This window comes from Rhizobium acaciae (assembly GCF_025941625.1).
GTDB classification, from domain to species: Bacteria; Pseudomonadota; Alphaproteobacteria; order Rhizobiales; family Rhizobiaceae; genus Rhizobium; species Rhizobium acaciae.
Genome location: NZ_JAPCZO010000035.1, coordinates 1 through 16,555, shown reverse-complemented (window position 1 = coordinate 16,555; position 16,555 = coordinate 1). Strand labels below are relative to the sequence as shown.

Sequence of the window (16,555 nt, the reverse complement as noted above, 5' to 3'; positions counted from 1 at the left end):
CTTTATGAGAAACGGATATCGGGTTTGCTACGCGCTTTCGGTGCCGGAGGAATCTGCTCCCGCCAATGTGGACCATGGAAAGAACTATTTCCCGATTGCGCCGACGGAGAAGGGGGTGGCAATGAACCCGAAGTTCGGTCCGGCAGTCAAATGACGCTGAATGCGACGTCGGCGCTAGGCACTCGTACGACCTATACCTATTCACTGATAGGGTGACGGCGGCGCTAGAGCGCGTTGCCGACTGCAAGTGAGGGCGTTCAACCTATTCCAAACGGGGCTCTCTGCTCAGGTGTCGCAAGTTCCTTCAGGCGATGCCTGGGAGTCCTGCCACGGGCGGAAAGGAGCAGATCCAGTTCCTGCTTCGAGTTGCCAAACCGCTGAAGAAGCCGCTCCGCCTCGTGCCGACCAATGCCATAGCAGCGCCGTAGGCTTCGGACGTCGTAAAAGGATTCGTCTTGTTGGCCCTGCATTTCAACCCCTTTCATCGTTGTTACGGCGCCACGGATTTTGTGATCGTCCACAATGCCATCGCCTCATCAGGTTTTCTGTAAGCGAGATGACGCCGGGCGGCACGTTGCTGTCGCCGCCAACGCAGGCGCACTTCAGTTCACGTCTCTCGATGTAGACCGCTTGGAAGACAGACCCAGACCCTACGGCGCCGATAAAGAATGCGATCGGGGCCGGAAAGCCAGACGAGAGCGTCCGCGACCATCAGCGCGCCTGCGAGCGCCTCTGCGAAAGGATAGAGATAGGCGTAGACGACCCAGCGCTGCGCGAGCAAATCCTCACCAAGGAACATGGCGATAAGCGACGATGCCGTTTTCGATCCGGGACACGTAAAGCGGTGGTCCGGGATCGCGCGACACATAGGCGTGGTCTGGCTGGATCAGCGAGCGTTGCATCTGGTATCTCCTTCGCAGGAGTAATGAGCGGCGCGCGCAACGGTTCCGTTTCCAGCAGAAAATGTCACGTGATGATGTATTTGGGGCTCAGAGCTGGAGGAAGGCGTAGATCGCTCCACCCCATATCGCCGCGACGAATAGCACGACGGCGACCAAAAAAAACCTGCTATCCGGTGACATCGTTACACTCCGACGCCGCAGTCCATAGTTGATTTTCGCCACCCTGCGCCGGAGATCAATTCACCGCCTGTAGCTGTTGAGCCTGCGAAACCTCCGAAGGCGTCTCTCCGGGGATGGAGGCGATGGCGAACATGACCGCGACATAGCAGGCGAACACGGCGGAGAGGAAGGCGCTCTTGGTCATCGGTTCGCTCCTTATATCATGTGGTGACATTCTTTAGCTGTTCGCCCATATTGTCAATCCTGAATGCAGCATGAACAAAAAAGGGGGGCGGATGGCTGGGGAGAAAATACTGATCGTCGAAGACGATGTGCTGATCGCGGCTGATCTTGAGGATATTGTTATGTCGCTTGGCTATGAGATCTCCGGGATAGCCGACAGCTTCGAGACCGCGCAGCAGTTCGCCGCCTTCAGCACGATTGCCCTTGTGGACGTCAATCTGAGGGACGGAGCGACCGGTCCACGGATCGGGCAGTATCTCGCGAGCGATTTCGGCGTCTCGGTGGTCATGGTCACGGGAAGCCCCGAACTGATTGAAACCGATCTTTCAAAGGTTGTCGGCCTGATATCGAAACCCGCCCATCCAAATTTGATCCGAGACGTTCTCGAATATCTGAGGACAATCCGCGAAGGCGAACGAGGCGTCCCGCCAGGAGGAATGCGGCTCTTCGCTTGAACAGACTAGGGAGGGGACAACATGATCGATAGACGCGCCGAACTCGGTCATTGGATAGGGCGGTTGGAAACCATTCTGATCAGTAGGGGAGTGCTAAGGGAGGACGGCGAGCTCGTGGCCCAGGACGGATCGCAGTTTCCCAAGGATGTTGAAGACGCGCTGGACGGATTCATCGAGAACCCGATCGAGCTGATGGGCCTTCTGAAAATATGCCGGGACGCGCGCGACGGCAGACCGTTGTCGCCTGCCGTCCTGATGGCCGCGCACCTCATGACAAGAGAGGTTCTGCAGGCATTGCAGGATTCGGGGGCTGCTGGCGCGAGCGATTTCAGAGCGTAAAATGGCCCGCCCGAAATCATTTCGGACGGGCCTCGCGAGGGCCAGATAACTCATCACTTCCGGCCTGAACTCTAGCTGTCGGTGACTGCGGCATCTCCTCCCGATTGCGGCAGTTCCTTCATCTTCACGAGTTGGTCGGCGCAGGCGTCCGCCGCGTTCGTGATAGTACCGTCGATCCCCGCGATGTTGGTCCAGCCGCCATCGGTGATGAAGTCGTCACGCTGCCATGACGACTTCGCCTGCAGGGCCTTGAGGTTCTCCTGTGCGTCCTTCGCCGTCACAAAGTTATGGACGCAGATGCCCGCGACCAGGTCCGCCTTCGCGTTTCGGACGGCGATGTCGGTCATCACCCTCGCCCTTCCCGAAGTCGTCCATCCTCCCCAGGTGAAGCCAAGCGCCATCGTCAATGCCGAGGCCCCGACGATGGACCAGGCCCATAGGGTCTTGGACGGTCGGTAGCTGGACCAGCCACCTTCGCCGCTTTGCATAGCTGTTCTCCTCCTTTTATATCACGCCATGATACAATAGGGCGTTCGGAGGTCAAGCGCGTCGCGATCAAGAAATGGTGAGTGACGGTCAGGCCAGTTCCGTCACCTGACGAAGCCGAGACAAGGATTCAGCCAGCAGCGGCTCGTGCGCAAGCATTGCTTCAACATGAACCTTCGCCAGGGATTCAAGGGTCAGCTCGCCCTTCGTCGTCAGGCCGATCAGCACGCTGCGCTTGTCATCTTCTGCGGGTATCCGCTCCGCCAGGCCTGCCGAGCACATCCGATCCACAAGCTGGACGGCGCTGTTGTGTTGCATGAGCATCTGTTCGGCGAGGTCGCGAAGCCTGATCTGCCAGCCCGGCGCCGTGCGCACGACCAGGAGAGCCTGATATTGCTGCGAGGTGACACCAGCCTCGGCAAGGGCCGCCTCGCTGAACGACAAAAACCGCCTCATGGCTAGCCGGAATCCCGCCAGGCCTTCATAGACGTCGTCAGTCAGGCCAGAAGTCCGGCGTCCCGATCGAGGCATACGAATAGTCCTTCTCAAATGTCATGATGCGATATAAACAGTGGCGCACGCTGGGAAAACGGTTCGCAAGTTGAGCCGATGCCGTAGGTGTTGGGTCGCAACGGCGTCGACGGTAGCTCGCGAGCCATATTCTCCCGATGTTGCTAAAAAAACTGTGCCAATTTCGTGACTTCGCGAGAAAATTCTATCGACTTTTAAGGATATGGATCCGGAGCGGTGCCACGCGAGACAGACCAACTGAACGACACTGTTGGCAATAGCCGACGCTCACCGGCTGTCGGCAGAATACAGAGCCTCGTACCGCCGAAGCTGAAGAGCTGTGGATTGCGGTTTCGAGCGGTTCTGGTTGGCAGGTTGGACATGGCCTGGTCGCTAGATCAGCAGTTTCGAGCGCGGTCGCCCAATACGACTGTTGAGGCTGGCACTAGCGTGTGGCGTGGAGAAAAGAGGCCGTAACTGTGAACGCGCCTTCGCCTAGCTAGGTGAAATCGAGCGATACCCATTCCAGGCGACTTTCCTCGTAGACGCTTTGCGTTGGCACCAGCGAGAATGGTTCATCGAAGCATCCCAAAGCGACGGCTACGAGATCTTTCCTGAACTCCGGCATCCAGAAAACCATCGCCCCACATGTCGGGCAGAACCTGAACTCGATCGATCTTCCGCTCTCGCCCAACCGCACGTAGCTGCTCGACTCTCCGGACGTCTCCACTTGATCTGCGTGGAAGAAGACAGCAACTCCGAACGCGCTGCCGGTGCGACGTTGGCAGGCCCGGCAATGGCAGACGGAGATTTTGACGGGTTCTCCGTCGGCGAAGATGGAAAGCTGGCCGCATGAACAACTGGCTGCTCGTTTCATCCCGTGCTCCCCCCAAAATATATCTGACAAAGCAACAGCATGACCCGATAGCTATTTCGGAGCTGCTCCCGCGAGGCCGCTGGACAGATCGAACTGCGTCGATCATGCGTCAGGTCCTACGCGCGCAGCATACCACCCAGTAGATAATCGCGCGCATGTTGGCCAGTCGTCTGTGTGGAACCTAGGGGTTACTCCGATTCCCTTTCGACCGCACGCCGCGCCCGGATCGCCGCAGCAACGAAGACCCGCGAAAGGCCGTGATAAAGCGGCTCACGCGAAAGAATGCGCGACGTCACGTAGCCGATCATCGAAACGGCCATGATCGGGATGACGGCTTGGTGGTCGCCGGTCATTTCCAGGATGATGACGAAGGCCGTCATCGGTGCCTGCACAACGCCCGCGAAATAGCCGGCCATGCCGAGGATGGCTGCCAGCGCGATGCTGGTGCCGAGCAGGGAGCCGACGGTGCTGCCGAAACCAGCGCCGACTGCAAGCGACGGCGCGAAGATCCCGCCCGGAATACCTGACAGCATGGACAGGAAGCTGGCGACGAGCTTCTCGACAAAGAAGAGCAGAGGCAGGGCGTTGCCTTCGACCGCACCTCGTGCCTGCTCGTAGCCGGTGCCGAAGGTCGTGCCACCCGACACCACGCCGATGACCGCGATCGCCAGTCCGCAGATGCCCGCGAGCGCCAACATGCGCTTCAGCGGCTGTGGCTGCGCCCAGCGGCGGATCTTCTGGCCAAAGTGCAGAGCAAAGCCGCTGAAGGTCGCTCCAAGCGCACCACCGCCAATGCCGCAGGTCAGAACCAGCCCCCAGTCGCGAAGCTCGGTGGGGGCAGCCGATGCCATGCCGAAATAGTTGTAGCTTCCAGAAAGCCCAAGAGCCGCAAGCCCGGAGAGGATGACTGCCGTGAGCACCAGCCCGTTCGCCCGAGACTCGTAGGTCCGGCTCATCTCCTCGATGGCGAAGACGATACCGGCAAGCGGGGTGTTGAAGGCGGCCGCAATGCCCGCCGCCGATCCGGCCAGAATCAGCCCGCGCGCCTGCGCCATGCCACTGAACCGGGCGACGGCGAGCATGATCGACGCGCCGACCTGCACGGTCGGACCCTCGCGGCCGATCGAGGCGCCAGAGAATAGCCCGAGCACCGTCAGCACAATCTTGCCGAAAGCGATCTTCAGCGACAGCAGCCGCGTCCGATCTTCCTCGTTCCTCAGATGTCGGGCGGCGATCGCCTGCGGAATGCCGCTACCACCAGAATTCGGAAACAGCGTCGCCGCCAGATAGGCCGACAGCATGAAGCCGAGCGGAGTCAGCGCTAGTGGGAGCAGGAAGGCCCATTCACCGGAAGAGGTAAGAGACTCAAAGCCCTTCTGCGCCAAATCCGCAAGCTTGGCGAAGCCAACGCTGATCACTCCGATCGCCAAGGCCCCACACCAGAACACCAGCCTCGGCCGCCACAGGGAAAAGGAACCCCAGAGAACACGGGAGCGGCGAAGAACTTTTGAATAGCGATAGGGAATGGGCATGATGGACTCAATACATGACACAGATCAGGAACTCTTCTAATGCCAAAAGCGCCGGAAGATCACCCCTTCATTTCCAAACATTTCGGATGTGGGTAGGATCGCAGGTATGCCGAAGCGCGGAGAGTGTCATGTTCAACGCATTCGGAATAGGGTCGCCGTCCCTCGGGCCGGACGACGACGCCATGGTTCAAAGCCTGGTGAAGGAACACTTCCGGACAAATGCCAACAGACCGGACAGAGAAGTAGCGCGGGACGTCGCGCGTGAACTGCTCAAAAGGTTTCGGATCGGTGTGACCGACCGCAACCGTCTGCGCGAGCTTCCTGCTTCCCCGAACTGACGCTGTCCGGAGACCCTGCGGGCCACCCAAGGTTTCAAGTCTGGTCGCTTCCGTGCCGAGCCCATCAGCACGGACCCCGCGAGACCCGCGGCGAGCGAACCCGAAAAGATTCCGATTTCCCGCGAGCTTGAGACCATGCTACCCGGAAAGCGAGCAATCCGATGAAAAGGCTCATCGTAACCCGATGTCGCTGCAGCATGGATATGGATCTATCAGGAATCACAGGTGTTACGAAACTGGGCCGGTGTCCCCGCGACAACATCATTGCTCGGTGCCGGAGGCCAAGGTCACATCATCATGGTCATTGAGCGTCGACAGCCCGACAACAGCGATGCCCGACCAGATCAGAACACAGATCGAATAGGCGAACAGAAGGATTTTCGACCTTTTACTCATGGCAATTCTCCTCCTCTATTGAAGTAGCGCTTGAGGATCCTGGTTCAATCGCCTCGGGTGTCGCTATCGCCAAGTTAGATGGTCGTGGGATCGAGTTCGAAACGAAGCCGGAGCAACATGGAGAGGTTGGATCCAGTGCTCGAGCGGATGTGGAAGGGTGGTCTTCGCGTCGACAGACAGCTGCGCTTTTGACATTCGCAGTGCTGGCTGCCTGTCGGTTGAGCCGCGCAATGCGAGCGCGACGGGATTGAAGACTTGGCCCCGCGCCCGATCGATGCCAGCACCACCCATCACAGACACTGGAGCGGATGGACTGCGAAGCGATGAGGCCAAGAGCCGTGAAGAGCTCGTGGCTGAGCTGGCTTAAACTGGACATTTGAGAACGCATGCCAAAAAACTGGAGGCCTTAGTGTGAGAACATCGAACGCCGACAGGGCGCAAGTCGCCCAGGCGTTAACGCCACTCGATCCATTGGACGGGCTGCTGAAGCTTTCGAGCCTGGCACGCAGCCGTTCTATTATCAGCAGAAGACGATGCACGAGCGGTTATTGAGGGCCGCCGCAATATTCGCTCCGAACCGGCGAGGATCAGCCTGTGCGCCTGCAGGATGCCGCTGCCCTGCGAGTTGGCGAAGAGCGTTTTCCGATATGACGGGTAGCAAAGGGCCTGCCCGAAATCATTTCGGACAGGCCCGCTCCAGCACGACATCTCACCACGTCGAGCCGAACATTTAGCTGTCTGTCACGGGGGGCGCATTCGGCGAAGCAAGGTCCTTCATGTCAATCAACCGATCTGCGCAGGTCTCCGCGGCGTTTGGAACCGTGTCCTTAATACCGGCGATTTTTGTCCAGCCGCCGTCTTGAATAAAGTCATCCCGTTCCCACGACGATTTAGCCTTCAAGGCTTCGAGCTTGGCGTCCGCGTCGGTGGAAGCAATGAACTTCTGCACGCACATATCAGCAACGAGCTCGGCGCGAGCATTGCGGACAGCGATTTCTTCCATGACCTGAGCCTTCCCAGACGTCGTCCATCCGCCCCATGTGAAGCCGACCGCCATTGTCAGGGCAGAAGCCCCGACGATCGACCATATCCAGAGCGTCTTGGAGGGTCGGTAGGCCGACCAGCCGTTTGAGTCCGGCATAGCTGTTCTCCTTGTTTTATTTATATCATGCCATGATATAAATAATTCGGCGAAAATACAAGCCTGATCTGCTTTCCATCTAAGGCAACGAGATGCTCAGCTTGTTCAATGAGGTGCTGAAAATGGCCGTCCACGTCTTTGAGATCATGCGGTTGGCAAAACAGAAACGCGCTTACACCCCCTCTGATGGCTCCCACGGGATAACGGCTCCCAATCGCCGCGGCCATAATCGTCCATTGTCTCGGATTCCAATGGGGCGTGCGTCCCTTTGACGGAACAGAAGGGCGCGGTAGATGGCAGATTCCAACGCTTGCTCGGACAGTTCCGGCACCTGCCCGTAGGGCGTGAGGGTTCCAGTTATCCGCTCGCGATCTCCTCCTACACAGATGATGTGGCCTGGATATTCCCCGGCAGACTGTTCGGAAACCAAGTCAAATCTATATACCGTCATTCTTTTCTGTCCTGTCGGATGGTGTGGCAGTCGCTAGAGCGGTTCCGTCACCAGATCGGTCGGCTGGATCGGCGGCGCAGACTGATTGTTATGGGGCGACAGCGTGGCCTTAAGGTCCTCGATCGTGCCGCCATTGGCGCGCAACTCAATCATTCGCGTCACAGCCGCCTGCGTCATCGCATCGGCTTGTTTGAATCCATGCCCTCTGCACCATTTATCAAGCAACACGCTGAGGGCAACGAGGTCACCAGGGTCCATTGCCGATCTCTTTCGCTTAAGGAACTCGAGCATCGCTCTTCTCCGCTGCATGAAAAATTGGCTCAACGGCCGTACAAAATATCATGTCGTGACATTATTCGTGCAAATCGGTTTGTGTCAATTCTGAATACAGGATGAACAGACGCATAATTTGCGGCCCGAGACGCAGAGAAAATCAATCTTGACAGGAGAACAATGGCTTAGCCGTAGGTGGTTGGAGCTGGAGAAACCCATTCAAAAGGCTGTGATGCACTGCTCAGACGCCAAACTTCGACTCAGCCGGGGGGCGGACCAAATACATTGCGGCCAACCACCTTTTCGACGCAGAGTCCATCTGTCGCGGCGTTGAAACTCCTGATCTCAAGCCGAATGAATCGCCCGCTGACCCGGCTTGGCCCGTCCTATGATGTAATGCGCACGCGGAGCGGCGAACCACCAAGAAGAAGTTCGATCAACAGCGGAACACGGTGCCGTGAATTCCAGCCGCGACGCTTGTCGATACCCTTTACTCATTTATGCAACGGAACGACATAACGGCATCTGCCTTGACGCGGCGGACGCCGATTCCATCGCAGAGGAAACAACCCCATTGAAAGTGGGAGATTCCCTTTATCTCTGCACTCCAAAGAACATCATCATTTCGCTGGACCCCAAGACCGGAAAGGAGAACTGGCGCTACGATCCCGAAGTTCCCGACGAAAACATTCCCTATACGGCGACCTGCCGCGGCCTCGCCTATCATAGTGTTCCAGGCATGGACTCCGCACAGCTCTGTGCAATCGGGAACGGCGTGACCTCGAGAAGAGTTCCTCAACCGACATAGCCAGTGCGGCCCTTGAACTAAACAAGCCCCGAGCCAAGCTCCGCAAGTCGGCCGAGACGCGCCAGCGACTCGACCAAAAGGGGTTCGTTGGCGAGCATTCCGTGCAAATGGACCTTTGCCAACGAGGTAAGAAGTTCGTCTCCAGCGGATGTCAGGGCGATCAGCACACTGCGTTTATCTTCCGACGACGGGACGCGCACCACCAGCCCCGCGGCTGCTAGCCTGTCTGCAAGCTGAACCGCGCCGTGATGCTGCAGGAGCATGATGTCGGCAAGCTCACGGACCATCATCTGGCCAGAGGCGCTAGCCTTTATCGCCAGCATTGCTTGGTATTGCTGGGAGGTCACATCCCATTGCGAAAGCAGCGCTTCGCTAAAGGCGAGGAAGCGGCGCATCGCAAGCCTAATGCCGGCAAGGCTTTCGAAAACTCCCTGTGGAAGCTGAGAGCCTTCGTCGGCAACCGGTACGCTCCTGGTCGCTGACATGTTCGGATCCTCGCTTTATCCTAATATGATATATCATGTGTCGTCGACAAAAGAGGAGATTCGCGAGCGCTTATTCGGTGTCGTATTGCAACGCGCTCGCCACCACCATGGATCTTTGCAATGAAAGGCGGCATCTGTTGGACAACAGATTGCACTATGGGATCACAACCGCTCGGCGCCCGTCCAGTCAAACGATAGCGCCCGCTTTGCTGTCGCAATCATCCCGCGAAACGGTTGCGACCACAGAACGATTCGCGCCATCAAAAAGAAGTCGTATTTGGCGTCCTTAAAGGCTTTTATTCCAGTCTTTCGACGGCCTTTATTTCTCCCCGTATTCTGTAGCGCGCTGGGGTTGCCTCCTTCGATCTTCATTCGCCCGCGATATGCCGGGAAAGGGTTCATTGAATGAACCCCTGTAATTGAGTTGCAAAAACTCGATCTCCCCGGCATATCTTTGAGCTACGGTCGATTGGGGAGGGCACTTGATGGACTATATCTCGGGCTTGAGACACGGGTCTCGGCTACTGAACCGAAGCTTCAAGATATTCTTGTTTTCCTTTTGTGCGACTTTGGCGATTGGCTGTTTGGTGGTGTCGATGATGCGCCATTTCGGCCCGTTGGCGGTGGCGAGTCATATCTTAAACGAAAGACAAATAATGACGTTGGTCGATAAGTAAGGCCCAGCGTTCTCCTCTGCTTGATGCAGGCCTCCACGGAGGGAATGCCGGGTTGATTCCGACTGAAGTCGAACCGGATGATTAATTTGCGAAAGTCAAAGTGTACCTCATGCAGCAAGGCGCCGCGCGCGTTTGTCGCCGGCCGTCTTCAGCGCCAATAAGTCACAAAGGAAGTTTGCCGAGCGCTATACCAGCCGGACGATGCGTCAAAAGACACGATGCAATGGTCTCGCAGCAGAGGAATGGCTTATTTCGCCCATCGCGACGGCTCTCGGATCGAGACACCCGTGCTCGCAATCAAGCAACATCTGGCGGCTTGGTCTGGCCGTAGCATGGGAGCGTAGCAACTCGATTACTGACATTGGGCGATACGCTTCAACGCCGCGCTGACGCCGCTGAGAGAAAAATTGTATCGCGTCGCCGTGCCACGCTTGGACGTTGCGCTCAAAACCATGTCACTGCCTGCTCGCATCGCATCGACGAGTTCCGGCTCGCGACTTTCATTTTGCATCCAGGCGTTATTTCCCCTGCTGAACAGCCAGAAAGTTTTATCTCCGATGTCGAGTTTGATTCTTGAATCGTCTTTCAGTTGATAGCCCATTTGTGCCTGCGGCTCATATTTGATCAGGGGATCAGGCCCGGGACCGACAATAAAATAATTCTTGCCGTGATCGACATTAGCGGGCTCCGATGTCACCGGGGTGGTCAAAATGTAGCAGAGGGTCTTTGTACCGTCTCGATAGGAGAAGGCGCCCCAGTCGCCGAATTGCTTGAGCATGACCGGCTGAGCATTGGCAATATCCATCGATAAGTGCGTGAGAATAAGGGCGAACATCAATCGCTTCATGAGGTACTTCCGATGACAATGTTGAGAGGTGGTGGCTTTGAAATAGGCCGGCGGCATATCCAACATTCAAAAAGGCCGAGGTTACCGATATCTTAATGGAAGCTGTTTTTCTGAGCCAAATCACGGCGACGTTACTATCGGAGCATTGGTCAAAACGCTCTGGCAGTTCCTCAGTGTCGCTCGGCAGCAATGGCCTGCAGGATGGACGATCGGCCGCGAAGGGGTAGGCCGCGTGCTGGATCAGGATAAAAGCGGGGACCGACAAGCCGGACGCGTTTTCCGGAAACGTCGGTGATGTAAACAGGCTTGCCGCCAAATGTCCCTGCCATCGCACCAGTGAGATACGTCATATTCAAGCAGATGATCCATCATCCCGCCAGCGTTCGCGGCGTTCTTCGACTGGATGGCCTAGCAAGCGCGTTGGCCGTGCCTTCGACATCGTAGAGATCGATATGCAGCGCACCTTTCGACTCTCGGGCTGCTCCCGCAAAGCTGGAGAGTACCGGGACACCGATCGGATCTTGTGCTGCGACATATTCCTTCGCGACCATGTTCATCCCATGCGCAACGCGCGTTATCGGGCCGATTGCCGCAAGGCAATAGAGACTATCCGGCACAGAGTTCGAACTCTGCAAATCTGACGCCATAACAACTTTCTGCTTTATTTATATCATGCCGTGACATATGATCGTGTGTGCTTGGGAGGAGGTCCGCGATCGAGTTGAAGTCACTCGCCGTCATTGTCGAATTCCTGATCCAACGGGACGTCTGAAGCCTGTGCATTGAAGGATGAATCGGTGAGTGCCTTTGATCGCGGACCTAGATCATAAGGGCAGATGTCGGACGCAAAGGCCGTAATCGCTGGTATCGAGCTTCCTCATTGACGAAAGGAACTGAAGTGGTGGATCTGGACATCAAGATAGACGGCTCGATAGCCTTCGAGCGGGATGTTCGTTTCTTTGGCACCATTGCCGGCACCGTCACCGTCCCTCGTGGCCGCAGCTTCGAACTTTATGGTGTCGTCGATCACGATTTGGTCGTCGAACGCGGAGCCGTCGCAATTGTGCACGGGATCGTCCGGGGCGCGCTGATCAATAAGGGCGGCGATGTTTTCGTCAGCGGCGGCGTTGGCACGGTCGATGATTGGGATGAATTGAAACCCACTCAATCCTTGTCTGAGGCTAAATCGAAAATATCGTAATCAGAAGGTGCCATCGAGCTGTTTTCAAGTTGGCGGCTTGGCATTGGAATAGCCGCCGACTTCAAAGCTGATTTTGTGGCGATTTTCATCACGGGTCAGCGTACTCGAGGAAGGAAGAGGGGTGTAAGCGTGTCTGACAGCGAACCGACTTTGAACGATGCCGTCGTTGCAGAACGATTCGGCCTTTCGATTTCGGACTATCGCAGATATCGAAAGCTGCAGTTGATTTCCGTCACGATGGAGACCGGTTCGAAAGAGAACGAGGGCCTCCGTAGGCTTTTGGTTTGTTTTGGCAATCGGGTCTGGCGAGCCGCCCTGGGCGCCGACGATACAATCGTTCACGAGGAGATGACTTTCCTCAGAGGGAAGCTGTCGAGAGCGCTTCGCTAGGAGCAAAATCTTGCAGCGACTTTGCCAGCGACGTTATCCAGATCTGTCACACCGCGGCTGACGTCGCGAAGCTGCAGTGCGCCACTGGCTAGGCTCGAGAGGAAGAGCCATTGTTGCGGATGACATACCCACCGGATCGTTGCTGCCCCACCCGATCGATCAGCACAGGCTCCTAGCCGTCGTGGTGGTCCCCGTCTCGTTCTTTTCTCTGCCCTCCTTACTCGGATGCATTCAATTGACGACCTCCTGAGGGTACACACCCCAGAGAGCGGACTTCTCAACGAAGCCGCTAATATGATCCTTGTCGAGGGCCACATTGCACCACGAAAGTGTGCATGAAAGGATCAGAACGCGCACCCGGGGTTCGAGTTCGGCTTTTGCGAAACTGTTCTGCCGTGCTTGTGTTCTCAGTGCTGTCATCTCTTTGAGCCATGGACCGATCATCGCCGTGCGATTGCCGGAGAGCAGCGACCGGTGCATCCAGCCGGAGACGCCATCGCTGTCGCGAACCTGTCGCCAGTTTCCATATTCTTCTGTGATCTCCAATGGCAAACCGGGTGCTTGGTAAAGCCATTTGACGGCGTATTCGAACGCCGGGCCGATCCGCATACGCGCCCGGGCCGTCTTCAGCGACACGAATCGTGGAATGGGAAGACCGGTTTCGCGTCCCTTTTTTATCAAAGCTGACGACGCCGGTGCGGAAGGTGTTGCATATGAATCCCCGTGATATGATACAATCGCGGCGATGGACAGCAGGTATTGCAGAAGTATTTTGCCATACAGCATTGGTTTTCTCTGAAATCAAATCGCGTTTGTATCCGATCTTGAACCATATGGCGGGCGGAGATTTTGGCCGGTCGATCATTAAGCGGAGCGCGCTGCAACAGTCACTTCTTAGAGCGTCAGACTGCTCTCGATGACGTCGGATAATTGATTTTTTCTACGCCAATCGCGCCTGCAGATTGTGGCGGCGGAGATGCACGTATTATCGCTAACGTAAACGTTATAGCCACATAGCCAACGAATGTTGCTGCCAGAAAAGCAATCCGCCCCATTTCCAATTCCCGCTTTATGTCATGCTGTGACATTTTGATGCTAATTCCGGCGTTGTCAATGTTGTCAATCATGAGCCTTCGCTCCAAGCCGATAATCCATGACCCTAGAAAAACTGCCCATCTTCCAAAATCCCAAAACACGGAGAACGCGTTACCCCCTCACGAATTGGAAGTGTTCCGCCAGGATGGAAAGGCAGACCTGCGAAGTAGAGGAAATGGAATGAAAGAACGCCAAAAGTGGTCGAGCTCTCAAGTTGTCTTGAGCATCTTCGATTGCGGGGCGTTAACGACGAAAACGGTGAAGTCGTGGTCGTGGGCGGCGAAACCCTGCCCTTGCCGTTAGCGGAGATGTTGGACGGGCTTGTCGAAAATGCAGCCGAGTTGAGGGGCTTGATCGAGATCGGGCGAGCGGTGCGCCGAGGCGAACGGGTTTCGGCGGCCGCCGCGCTGAGGCGTTTGAACGCCAAAGGCATCTGGCTCACTCCCTGCTTCCCCGCTGGAGCGGGCTTTTTCTGCCGATCTGCGCCCGCGTGGGAAGAAATGCCGGAGTGATAACCGTGCGTTGTTCGAGTTCCATCTCCTGTTGTGACCTGCAGCTATCCGGTGGCGGAGCGATGATCAACTCCCGGTCGATCCATTTCCAATAGCGCAATTGCGAGAAGCGCTGACCGAGACAGGGTTTCTATAGCCGTCGGCTGTTTTGAGACGTGGATATAGCGGGCGAGGGAGTCTGGAAATCCATGATGCTTTTCGTTATCCCTTGCGCCATGGCGTGTGCTGCGTGCGCTGCGGGCTTCCCCGAAATCGACGGAGACAAAGATCAACCTTCCAGAAGGGAGCGCGAAACCATGTCCTTGCCGATCGCGACCGGTCGCATTCAATCCACTCTTCGCCGATTTCTTGATAGCGAAGCCTCTGGCGGCATCGTTCTCATGGCCGCCGCTGCACTGGCCCTTGCGGTCGCGAACTCGCCGCTGGCCGGCGCATATTTCGAGGCCCTACATCTCCACGTCGGCCCACTGAGCTTGCAGCACTGGATTAATGACGCCCTCATGGCCGTGTTCTTCCTGCTCGTCGGTCTTGAGATCAAGCGCGAGATGCTCGACGGCCAGCTCTCGACCTGGAGCAGGCGAATCCTTCCCGGTGCCGCTGCGGCGGGAGGAATGCTCGCCCCAGCCCTCATCTATCTGGCTTTCAATGCCGGTACGCCAGCAAACCTCCGCGGTTGGGCGATCCCGACGGCCACCGACATTGCCTTCGCCCTCGGAGTGCTATCGCTCTTTGGGAGCCGGGTTCCTGCGTCGCTGAAGATCTTTCTGGCGGCGCTTGCCATTATCGACGACCTGGGCGCCGTCCTTGTCATTGCACTATTCTATACCAGCGGCCTCAATCTCCCGGCTCTTGCTGGAGCTGCCGCAGTTCTGGCCCTCCTGTTTTTCATCAACCGAGCCGGCGTGAGAACTCTGTCGCTCTATATCGCACTTGGCGTCGCCTTGTGGGTGTTGATGTTCATCTCGGGCATCCACGCCACGCTTGCAGGCGTGCTGCTGGCCTTGACGATACCAATTAAACTATCCCCTGGCGCTCCGGAGGCCAGCGACGCGGAGTCCCTTCTGCACCGGCTCGAACACCTCCTTCATCGACCCGTAGCATTCGTTATCGTGCCACTGTTCGGATTTGCCAATGCCGGCGTTTCCTTCCTCGGCACGTCCATCTCGAGTTTAGCGGATCCTCATACGCTTGGCGTCGCTGCGGGATTGTTTGTTGGCAAGTTGCTCGGGGTTCTCCTTGTCGCCCGTCTCCTCGTGAAGTTGCGCTTTGCACAGCTTCCGGCAATGGCAAACTGGACGCAAATGACAGGTGTGGCGCTTCTGTGTGGCATCGGCTTCACCATGAGCCTTTTTATCGGTCTTCTGGCTTTCGACGATCCAACCGTGCAGGACAAGGTCAAGATCGGCATTCTGCTCGGTTCGGCAATCTCTGGCGTGGCCGGATCCGCGGTGCTGATGGCGAGCCGGAGGAAAATCGGCCGGCCGTAGGCATCAACGAACCTGCCTTTCGTTTCTCCGGTGTGGATTGCCCCTCGCGGCGACGCCTCCCCGGACATACACGGCCCGTTCGACCGCGGGTCTGCGGCTCGCGGATTTCACAAAGTCCGCCGCTTTCCTCGCAGCTGGAACAAGCGAACGCCTTGCCAAGTCAATACATAAAAAACCGCACCGCATAACGCAGCGAGCGGAAGGCCACCGATAAGCACCGGTTTTAGGATCGGATGCCAAAGCGGTGCAAAATCGAGGTGCCGGAGCAGGGTAAACAGATTGGCTTCACCCACCCTCTCAGGTGCCCGGCCCAACAGAAAGACGCCGATTCGGTAGGCGACGGCAAAGATCAGCGGAAAGGTAAGAGGGTTCCCAAACGCCGTCCCGAGCGCAGCCGCGATCATATTGCCTCTCAGGATGAAAGCTAAACAAAACGCCATCATGAAGTGAAAGCCCAAGAAGGGCGTACAGGACACAGCGACCCCTGCTGCAACGCCAGCCGCAACGGCATGAGGGGTAGCCTTCAATCGAAGCACTCGAATGGCAATGTAGCGGATGGACCGCAATAACCCCTTGGATGGCCAAAAGACGGAGCGGATGCGCTGAGTCAGTGAGAGCGGCTTCCGTCTCCTAAACAGCATTCCTTGACCTTTCCGCATGAGCGCTTGGACCTACAATCGATAGATATATCGAGAGAACCGCACTTGAAATGCAAGCCATCGATCTGTGCAGGCGAGCATATCTTTCGCGCCCGCCCATTGCGGCACCGCTGTAGTTTATCGGCTTCTCCTGATCTTGTCCGTTTGGCACGAAGCCAGGGCTCTCGATCGGGCAGGGCGCCATTCATGGAGGTCAAGGCTGTGCCAGAAGTTTGTTGGCAGCAGCCTCAATGAAGCCGACTGCGGTCGCCACGCCATCCTCGTCTCGAATCCTGGAGGCAACGGCGTTTGC

Annotated in this window: 22 protein-coding genes and 2 pseudogenes; 7 read left to right on the top strand and 17 right to left on the bottom strand. The window is 57.1% G+C overall.

Annotated elements, in window-relative coordinates; genetic code table 11:
- Positions 1-471 precede the first annotated feature (471 nt).
- Both OLZ32_RS35490 and OLZ32_RS35485 read right to left on the bottom strand, forming a co-directional pair.
- Positions 472-805, bottom strand: a pseudogene (locus OLZ32_RS35490) (MauE/DoxX family redox-associated membrane protein); the annotation flags it as partial.
- 332 nt (positions 806-1,137) lie between these two features.
- Entirely contained in the window at positions 1,138-1,266 is a 129-nt protein-coding gene (locus OLZ32_RS35485) for a hypothetical protein (protein WP_003547691.1), read from the bottom strand.
- A 91-nt stretch (positions 1,267-1,357) separates the two neighbouring features.
- On the opposite strand from OLZ32_RS35485, the gene OLZ32_RS35480 reads away from it, so the two are divergent.
- Together OLZ32_RS35480 and OLZ32_RS35475 are read left to right on the top strand one after the other, a co-directional pair.
- On the top strand, positions 1,358-1,759 hold the full coding sequence (locus tag OLZ32_RS35480; protein WP_017991109.1) for a response regulator: 402 nt from the start codon (positions 1,358-1,360) through the stop codon (positions 1,757-1,759).
- Between the two features lie 21 nt (positions 1,760-1,780).
- Positions 1,781-2,098, top strand: a complete 318-nt coding sequence (locus OLZ32_RS35475; protein WP_003547693.1) for a hypothetical protein — start codon at positions 1,781-1,783, stop codon at positions 2,096-2,098.
- 71 nt (positions 2,099-2,169) lie between these two features.
- On the opposite strand, the gene OLZ32_RS35470 is transcribed toward OLZ32_RS35475, so the two are convergent.
- The 4 genes from OLZ32_RS35470 to OLZ32_RS35455 form a co-directional block, all read right to left on the bottom strand.
- Positions 2,170-2,586 carry a hypothetical protein gene (locus tag OLZ32_RS35470; protein WP_017991110.1) on the bottom strand — a complete coding sequence of 139 codons (417 nt, stop codon included), beginning with the start codon at positions 2,584-2,586 and terminating at the stop codon, positions 2,170-2,172.
- Positions 2,587-2,674: 88 nt separating this feature from the next.
- On the bottom strand, positions 2,675-3,040 hold the full coding sequence (locus OLZ32_RS35465) for a MarR family winged helix-turn-helix transcriptional regulator (protein ID WP_245488677.1): 366 nt from the start codon (positions 3,038-3,040) through the stop codon (positions 2,675-2,677).
- A gap of 553 nt (positions 3,041-3,593) precedes the next feature.
- Positions 3,594-3,971 (bottom strand): GFA family protein, encoded by a 378-nt coding sequence (locus OLZ32_RS35460; protein ID WP_264395732.1) that lies wholly within the window; start codon positions 3,969-3,971, stop codon positions 3,594-3,596.
- Between the two features lie 188 nt (positions 3,972-4,159).
- A complete protein-coding gene (locus OLZ32_RS35455; protein WP_264395731.1) occupies positions 4,160-5,503 on the bottom strand; it encodes a chloride channel protein in 1,344 nt (447 codons plus the stop codon).
- A 128-nt stretch (positions 5,504-5,631) separates the two neighbouring features.
- Here OLZ32_RS35455 and OLZ32_RS35450 point away from each other — a divergent pair, with 128 nt between their 5' ends.
- The gene (locus tag OLZ32_RS35450; protein ID WP_264425004.1) at positions 5,632-5,841 is read left to right on the top strand and encodes an acetyltransferase; all 210 of its coding nucleotides are present in this window, start codon (positions 5,632-5,634) and stop codon (positions 5,839-5,841) included.
- Between the two features lie 261 nt (positions 5,842-6,102).
- On the opposite strand, the gene OLZ32_RS35445 is transcribed toward OLZ32_RS35450, so the two are convergent.
- From OLZ32_RS35445 to OLZ32_RS35435, 3 genes are all read right to left on the bottom strand, one after another.
- On the bottom strand, positions 6,103-6,237 hold the full coding sequence (locus tag OLZ32_RS35445) for a hypothetical protein (RefSeq protein ID WP_003547704.1): 135 nt from the start codon (positions 6,235-6,237) through the stop codon (positions 6,103-6,105).
- Between the two features lie 730 nt (positions 6,238-6,967).
- Positions 6,968-7,378, bottom strand: coding sequence for a hypothetical protein (locus OLZ32_RS35440; protein WP_003547705.1), 411 nt, complete (start codon positions 7,376-7,378; stop codon positions 6,968-6,970).
- A gap of 484 nt (positions 7,379-7,862) precedes the next feature.
- The gene (locus tag OLZ32_RS35435) at positions 7,863-8,120 is read right to left on the bottom strand and encodes a hypothetical protein (protein ID WP_017991116.1); all 258 of its coding nucleotides are present in this window, start codon (positions 8,118-8,120) and stop codon (positions 7,863-7,865) included.
- A gap of 439 nt (positions 8,121-8,559) precedes the next feature.
- Here OLZ32_RS35435 and OLZ32_RS35430 point away from each other — a divergent pair, with 439 nt between their 5' ends.
- Positions 8,560-8,910, top strand: a complete 351-nt coding sequence (locus tag OLZ32_RS35430; RefSeq protein ID WP_172643625.1) for a hypothetical protein — start codon at positions 8,560-8,562, stop codon at positions 8,908-8,910.
- A gap of 17 nt (positions 8,911-8,927) precedes the next feature.
- On the opposite strand, the gene OLZ32_RS35425 is transcribed toward OLZ32_RS35430, so the two are convergent.
- From OLZ32_RS35425 to OLZ32_RS35410, 4 genes and pseudogenes are all read right to left on the bottom strand, one after another.
- A complete protein-coding gene (locus OLZ32_RS35425; RefSeq protein WP_264425002.1) occupies positions 8,928-9,395 on the bottom strand; it encodes a MarR family winged helix-turn-helix transcriptional regulator in 468 nt (155 codons plus the stop codon).
- Between the two features lie 162 nt (positions 9,396-9,557).
- Complete coding sequence (locus OLZ32_RS35420; RefSeq protein ID WP_157223180.1) at positions 9,558-9,797, bottom strand: hypothetical protein; 240 nt, start codon at positions 9,795-9,797, stop codon at positions 9,558-9,560.
- Between the two features lie 627 nt (positions 9,798-10,424).
- On the bottom strand, positions 10,425-10,919 hold the full coding sequence (locus OLZ32_RS35415; RefSeq protein ID WP_003547710.1) for an invasion associated locus B family protein: 495 nt from the start codon (positions 10,917-10,919) through the stop codon (positions 10,425-10,427).
- A gap of 240 nt (positions 10,920-11,159) precedes the next feature.
- Positions 11,160-11,545 (bottom strand): annotated as a pseudogene (locus OLZ32_RS35410) (trehalose-6-phosphate synthase); the annotation flags it as partial.
- A gap of 275 nt (positions 11,546-11,820) precedes the next feature.
- Here OLZ32_RS35410 and OLZ32_RS35405 point away from each other — a divergent pair.
- A complete protein-coding gene (locus OLZ32_RS35405) occupies positions 11,821-12,120 on the top strand; it encodes a hypothetical protein (protein WP_017991121.1) in 300 nt (99 codons plus the stop codon).
- Between the two features lie 24 nt (positions 12,121-12,144).
- Here OLZ32_RS35405 and OLZ32_RS39520 read toward each other — a convergent pair whose 3' ends face one another.
- The 3 genes from OLZ32_RS39520 to OLZ32_RS35390 all read right to left on the bottom strand — a co-directional run bounded on the left by OLZ32_RS39520 (position 12,145) and on the right by OLZ32_RS35390 (position 13,637).
- Positions 12,145-12,462 carry a hypothetical protein gene (locus tag OLZ32_RS39520; RefSeq protein ID WP_157626702.1) on the bottom strand — a complete coding sequence of 106 codons (318 nt, stop codon included), beginning with the start codon at positions 12,460-12,462 and terminating at the stop codon, positions 12,145-12,147.
- 279 nt (positions 12,463-12,741) lie between these two features.
- The gene (locus OLZ32_RS35395; protein WP_003547714.1) at positions 12,742-13,296 is read right to left on the bottom strand and encodes an SH3 domain-containing protein; all 555 of its coding nucleotides are present in this window, start codon (positions 13,294-13,296) and stop codon (positions 12,742-12,744) included.
- A gap of 116 nt (positions 13,297-13,412) precedes the next feature.
- On the bottom strand, positions 13,413-13,637 hold the full coding sequence (locus OLZ32_RS35390) for a hypothetical protein (RefSeq protein ID WP_157626704.1): 225 nt from the start codon (positions 13,635-13,637) through the stop codon (positions 13,413-13,415).
- A 165-nt stretch (positions 13,638-13,802) separates the two neighbouring features.
- On the opposite strand from OLZ32_RS35390, the gene OLZ32_RS35385 reads away from it, so the two are divergent.
- Both OLZ32_RS35385 and nhaA read left to right on the top strand, forming a co-directional pair.
- Positions 13,803-14,117 carry a hypothetical protein gene (locus tag OLZ32_RS35385; protein WP_017991124.1) on the top strand — a complete coding sequence of 105 codons (315 nt, stop codon included), beginning with the start codon at positions 13,803-13,805 and terminating at the stop codon, positions 14,115-14,117.
- 296 nt (positions 14,118-14,413) lie between these two features.
- Positions 14,414-15,604, top strand: coding sequence for a Na+/H+ antiporter NhaA (nhaA, locus tag OLZ32_RS35380; protein ID WP_264395814.1), 1,191 nt, complete (start codon positions 14,414-14,416; stop codon positions 15,602-15,604).
- A 107-nt stretch (positions 15,605-15,711) separates the two neighbouring features.
- On the opposite strand, the gene OLZ32_RS35375 is transcribed toward nhaA, so the two are convergent.
- The gene (locus tag OLZ32_RS35375) at positions 15,712-16,245 is read right to left on the bottom strand and encodes a DUF2062 domain-containing protein (RefSeq protein WP_264424999.1); all 534 of its coding nucleotides are present in this window, start codon (positions 16,243-16,245) and stop codon (positions 15,712-15,714) included.
- Positions 16,246-16,555 lie beyond the last annotated feature (310 nt).

Bases quoted from the DNA above. Each gene is read 5' to 3' on its own strand.
- nhaA (WP_264395814.1), top strand. From the start codon at position 14,414: ATGTCCTTGCCGATCGCGACCGGTCGCATTCAATCCACTCTTCGCCGA.
- OLZ32_RS35480 (WP_017991109.1), top strand. From the start codon at position 1,358: ATGGCTGGGGAGAAAATACTGATCGTCGAAGACGATGTGCTGATCGCG.
- OLZ32_RS35460 (WP_264395732.1), bottom strand. From the start codon at position 3,971: ATGAAACGAGCAGCCAGTTGTTCATGCGGCCAGCTTTCCATCTTCGCC.
- OLZ32_RS35470 (WP_017991110.1), bottom strand. From the start codon at position 2,586: ATGCAAAGCGGCGAAGGTGGCTGGTCCAGCTACCGACCGTCCAAGACC.
- OLZ32_RS35455 (WP_264395731.1), bottom strand. From the start codon at position 5,503: ATGCCCATTCCCTATCGCTATTCAAAAGTTCTTCGCCGCTCCCGTGTT.
- OLZ32_RS35445 (WP_003547704.1), bottom strand. From the start codon at position 6,237: ATGAGTAAAAGGTCGAAAATCCTTCTGTTCGCCTATTCGATCTGTGTT.
- OLZ32_RS35390 (WP_157626704.1), bottom strand. From the start codon at position 13,637: ATGATTGACAACATTGACAACGCCGGAATTAGCATCAAAATGTCACAG.
- OLZ32_RS35485 (WP_003547691.1), bottom strand. From the start codon at position 1,266: ATGACCAAGAGCGCCTTCCTCTCCGCCGTGTTCGCCTGCTATGTCGCG.
- OLZ32_RS35415 (WP_003547710.1), bottom strand. From the start codon at position 10,919: ATGAAGCGATTGATGTTCGCCCTTATTCTCACGCACTTATCGATGGAT.
- OLZ32_RS35375 (WP_264424999.1), bottom strand. From the start codon at position 16,245: ATGCTGTTTAGGAGACGGAAGCCGCTCTCACTGACTCAGCGCATCCGC.
- OLZ32_RS35425 (WP_264425002.1), bottom strand. From the start codon at position 9,395: ATGTCAGCGACCAGGAGCGTACCGGTTGCCGACGAAGGCTCTCAGCTT.
- OLZ32_RS35435 (WP_017991116.1), bottom strand. From the start codon at position 8,120: ATGCTCGAGTTCCTTAAGCGAAAGAGATCGGCAATGGACCCTGGTGAC.
- OLZ32_RS35465 (WP_245488677.1), bottom strand. From the start codon at position 3,040: ATGAGGCGGTTTTTGTCGTTCAGCGAGGCGGCCCTTGCCGAGGCTGGT.
- OLZ32_RS35395 (WP_003547714.1), bottom strand. From the start codon at position 13,296: ATGCTGTATGGCAAAATACTTCTGCAATACCTGCTGTCCATCGCCGCG.
- OLZ32_RS35440 (WP_003547705.1), bottom strand. From the start codon at position 7,378: ATGCCGGACTCAAACGGCTGGTCGGCCTACCGACCCTCCAAGACGCTC.
- OLZ32_RS35475 (WP_003547693.1), top strand. From the start codon at position 1,781: ATGATCGATAGACGCGCCGAACTCGGTCATTGGATAGGGCGGTTGGAA.
- OLZ32_RS35420 (WP_157223180.1), bottom strand. From the start codon at position 9,797: ATGAACCCTTTCCCGGCATATCGCGGGCGAATGAAGATCGAAGGAGGC.
- OLZ32_RS35450 (WP_264425004.1), top strand. From the start codon at position 5,632: ATGTTCAACGCATTCGGAATAGGGTCGCCGTCCCTCGGGCCGGACGAC.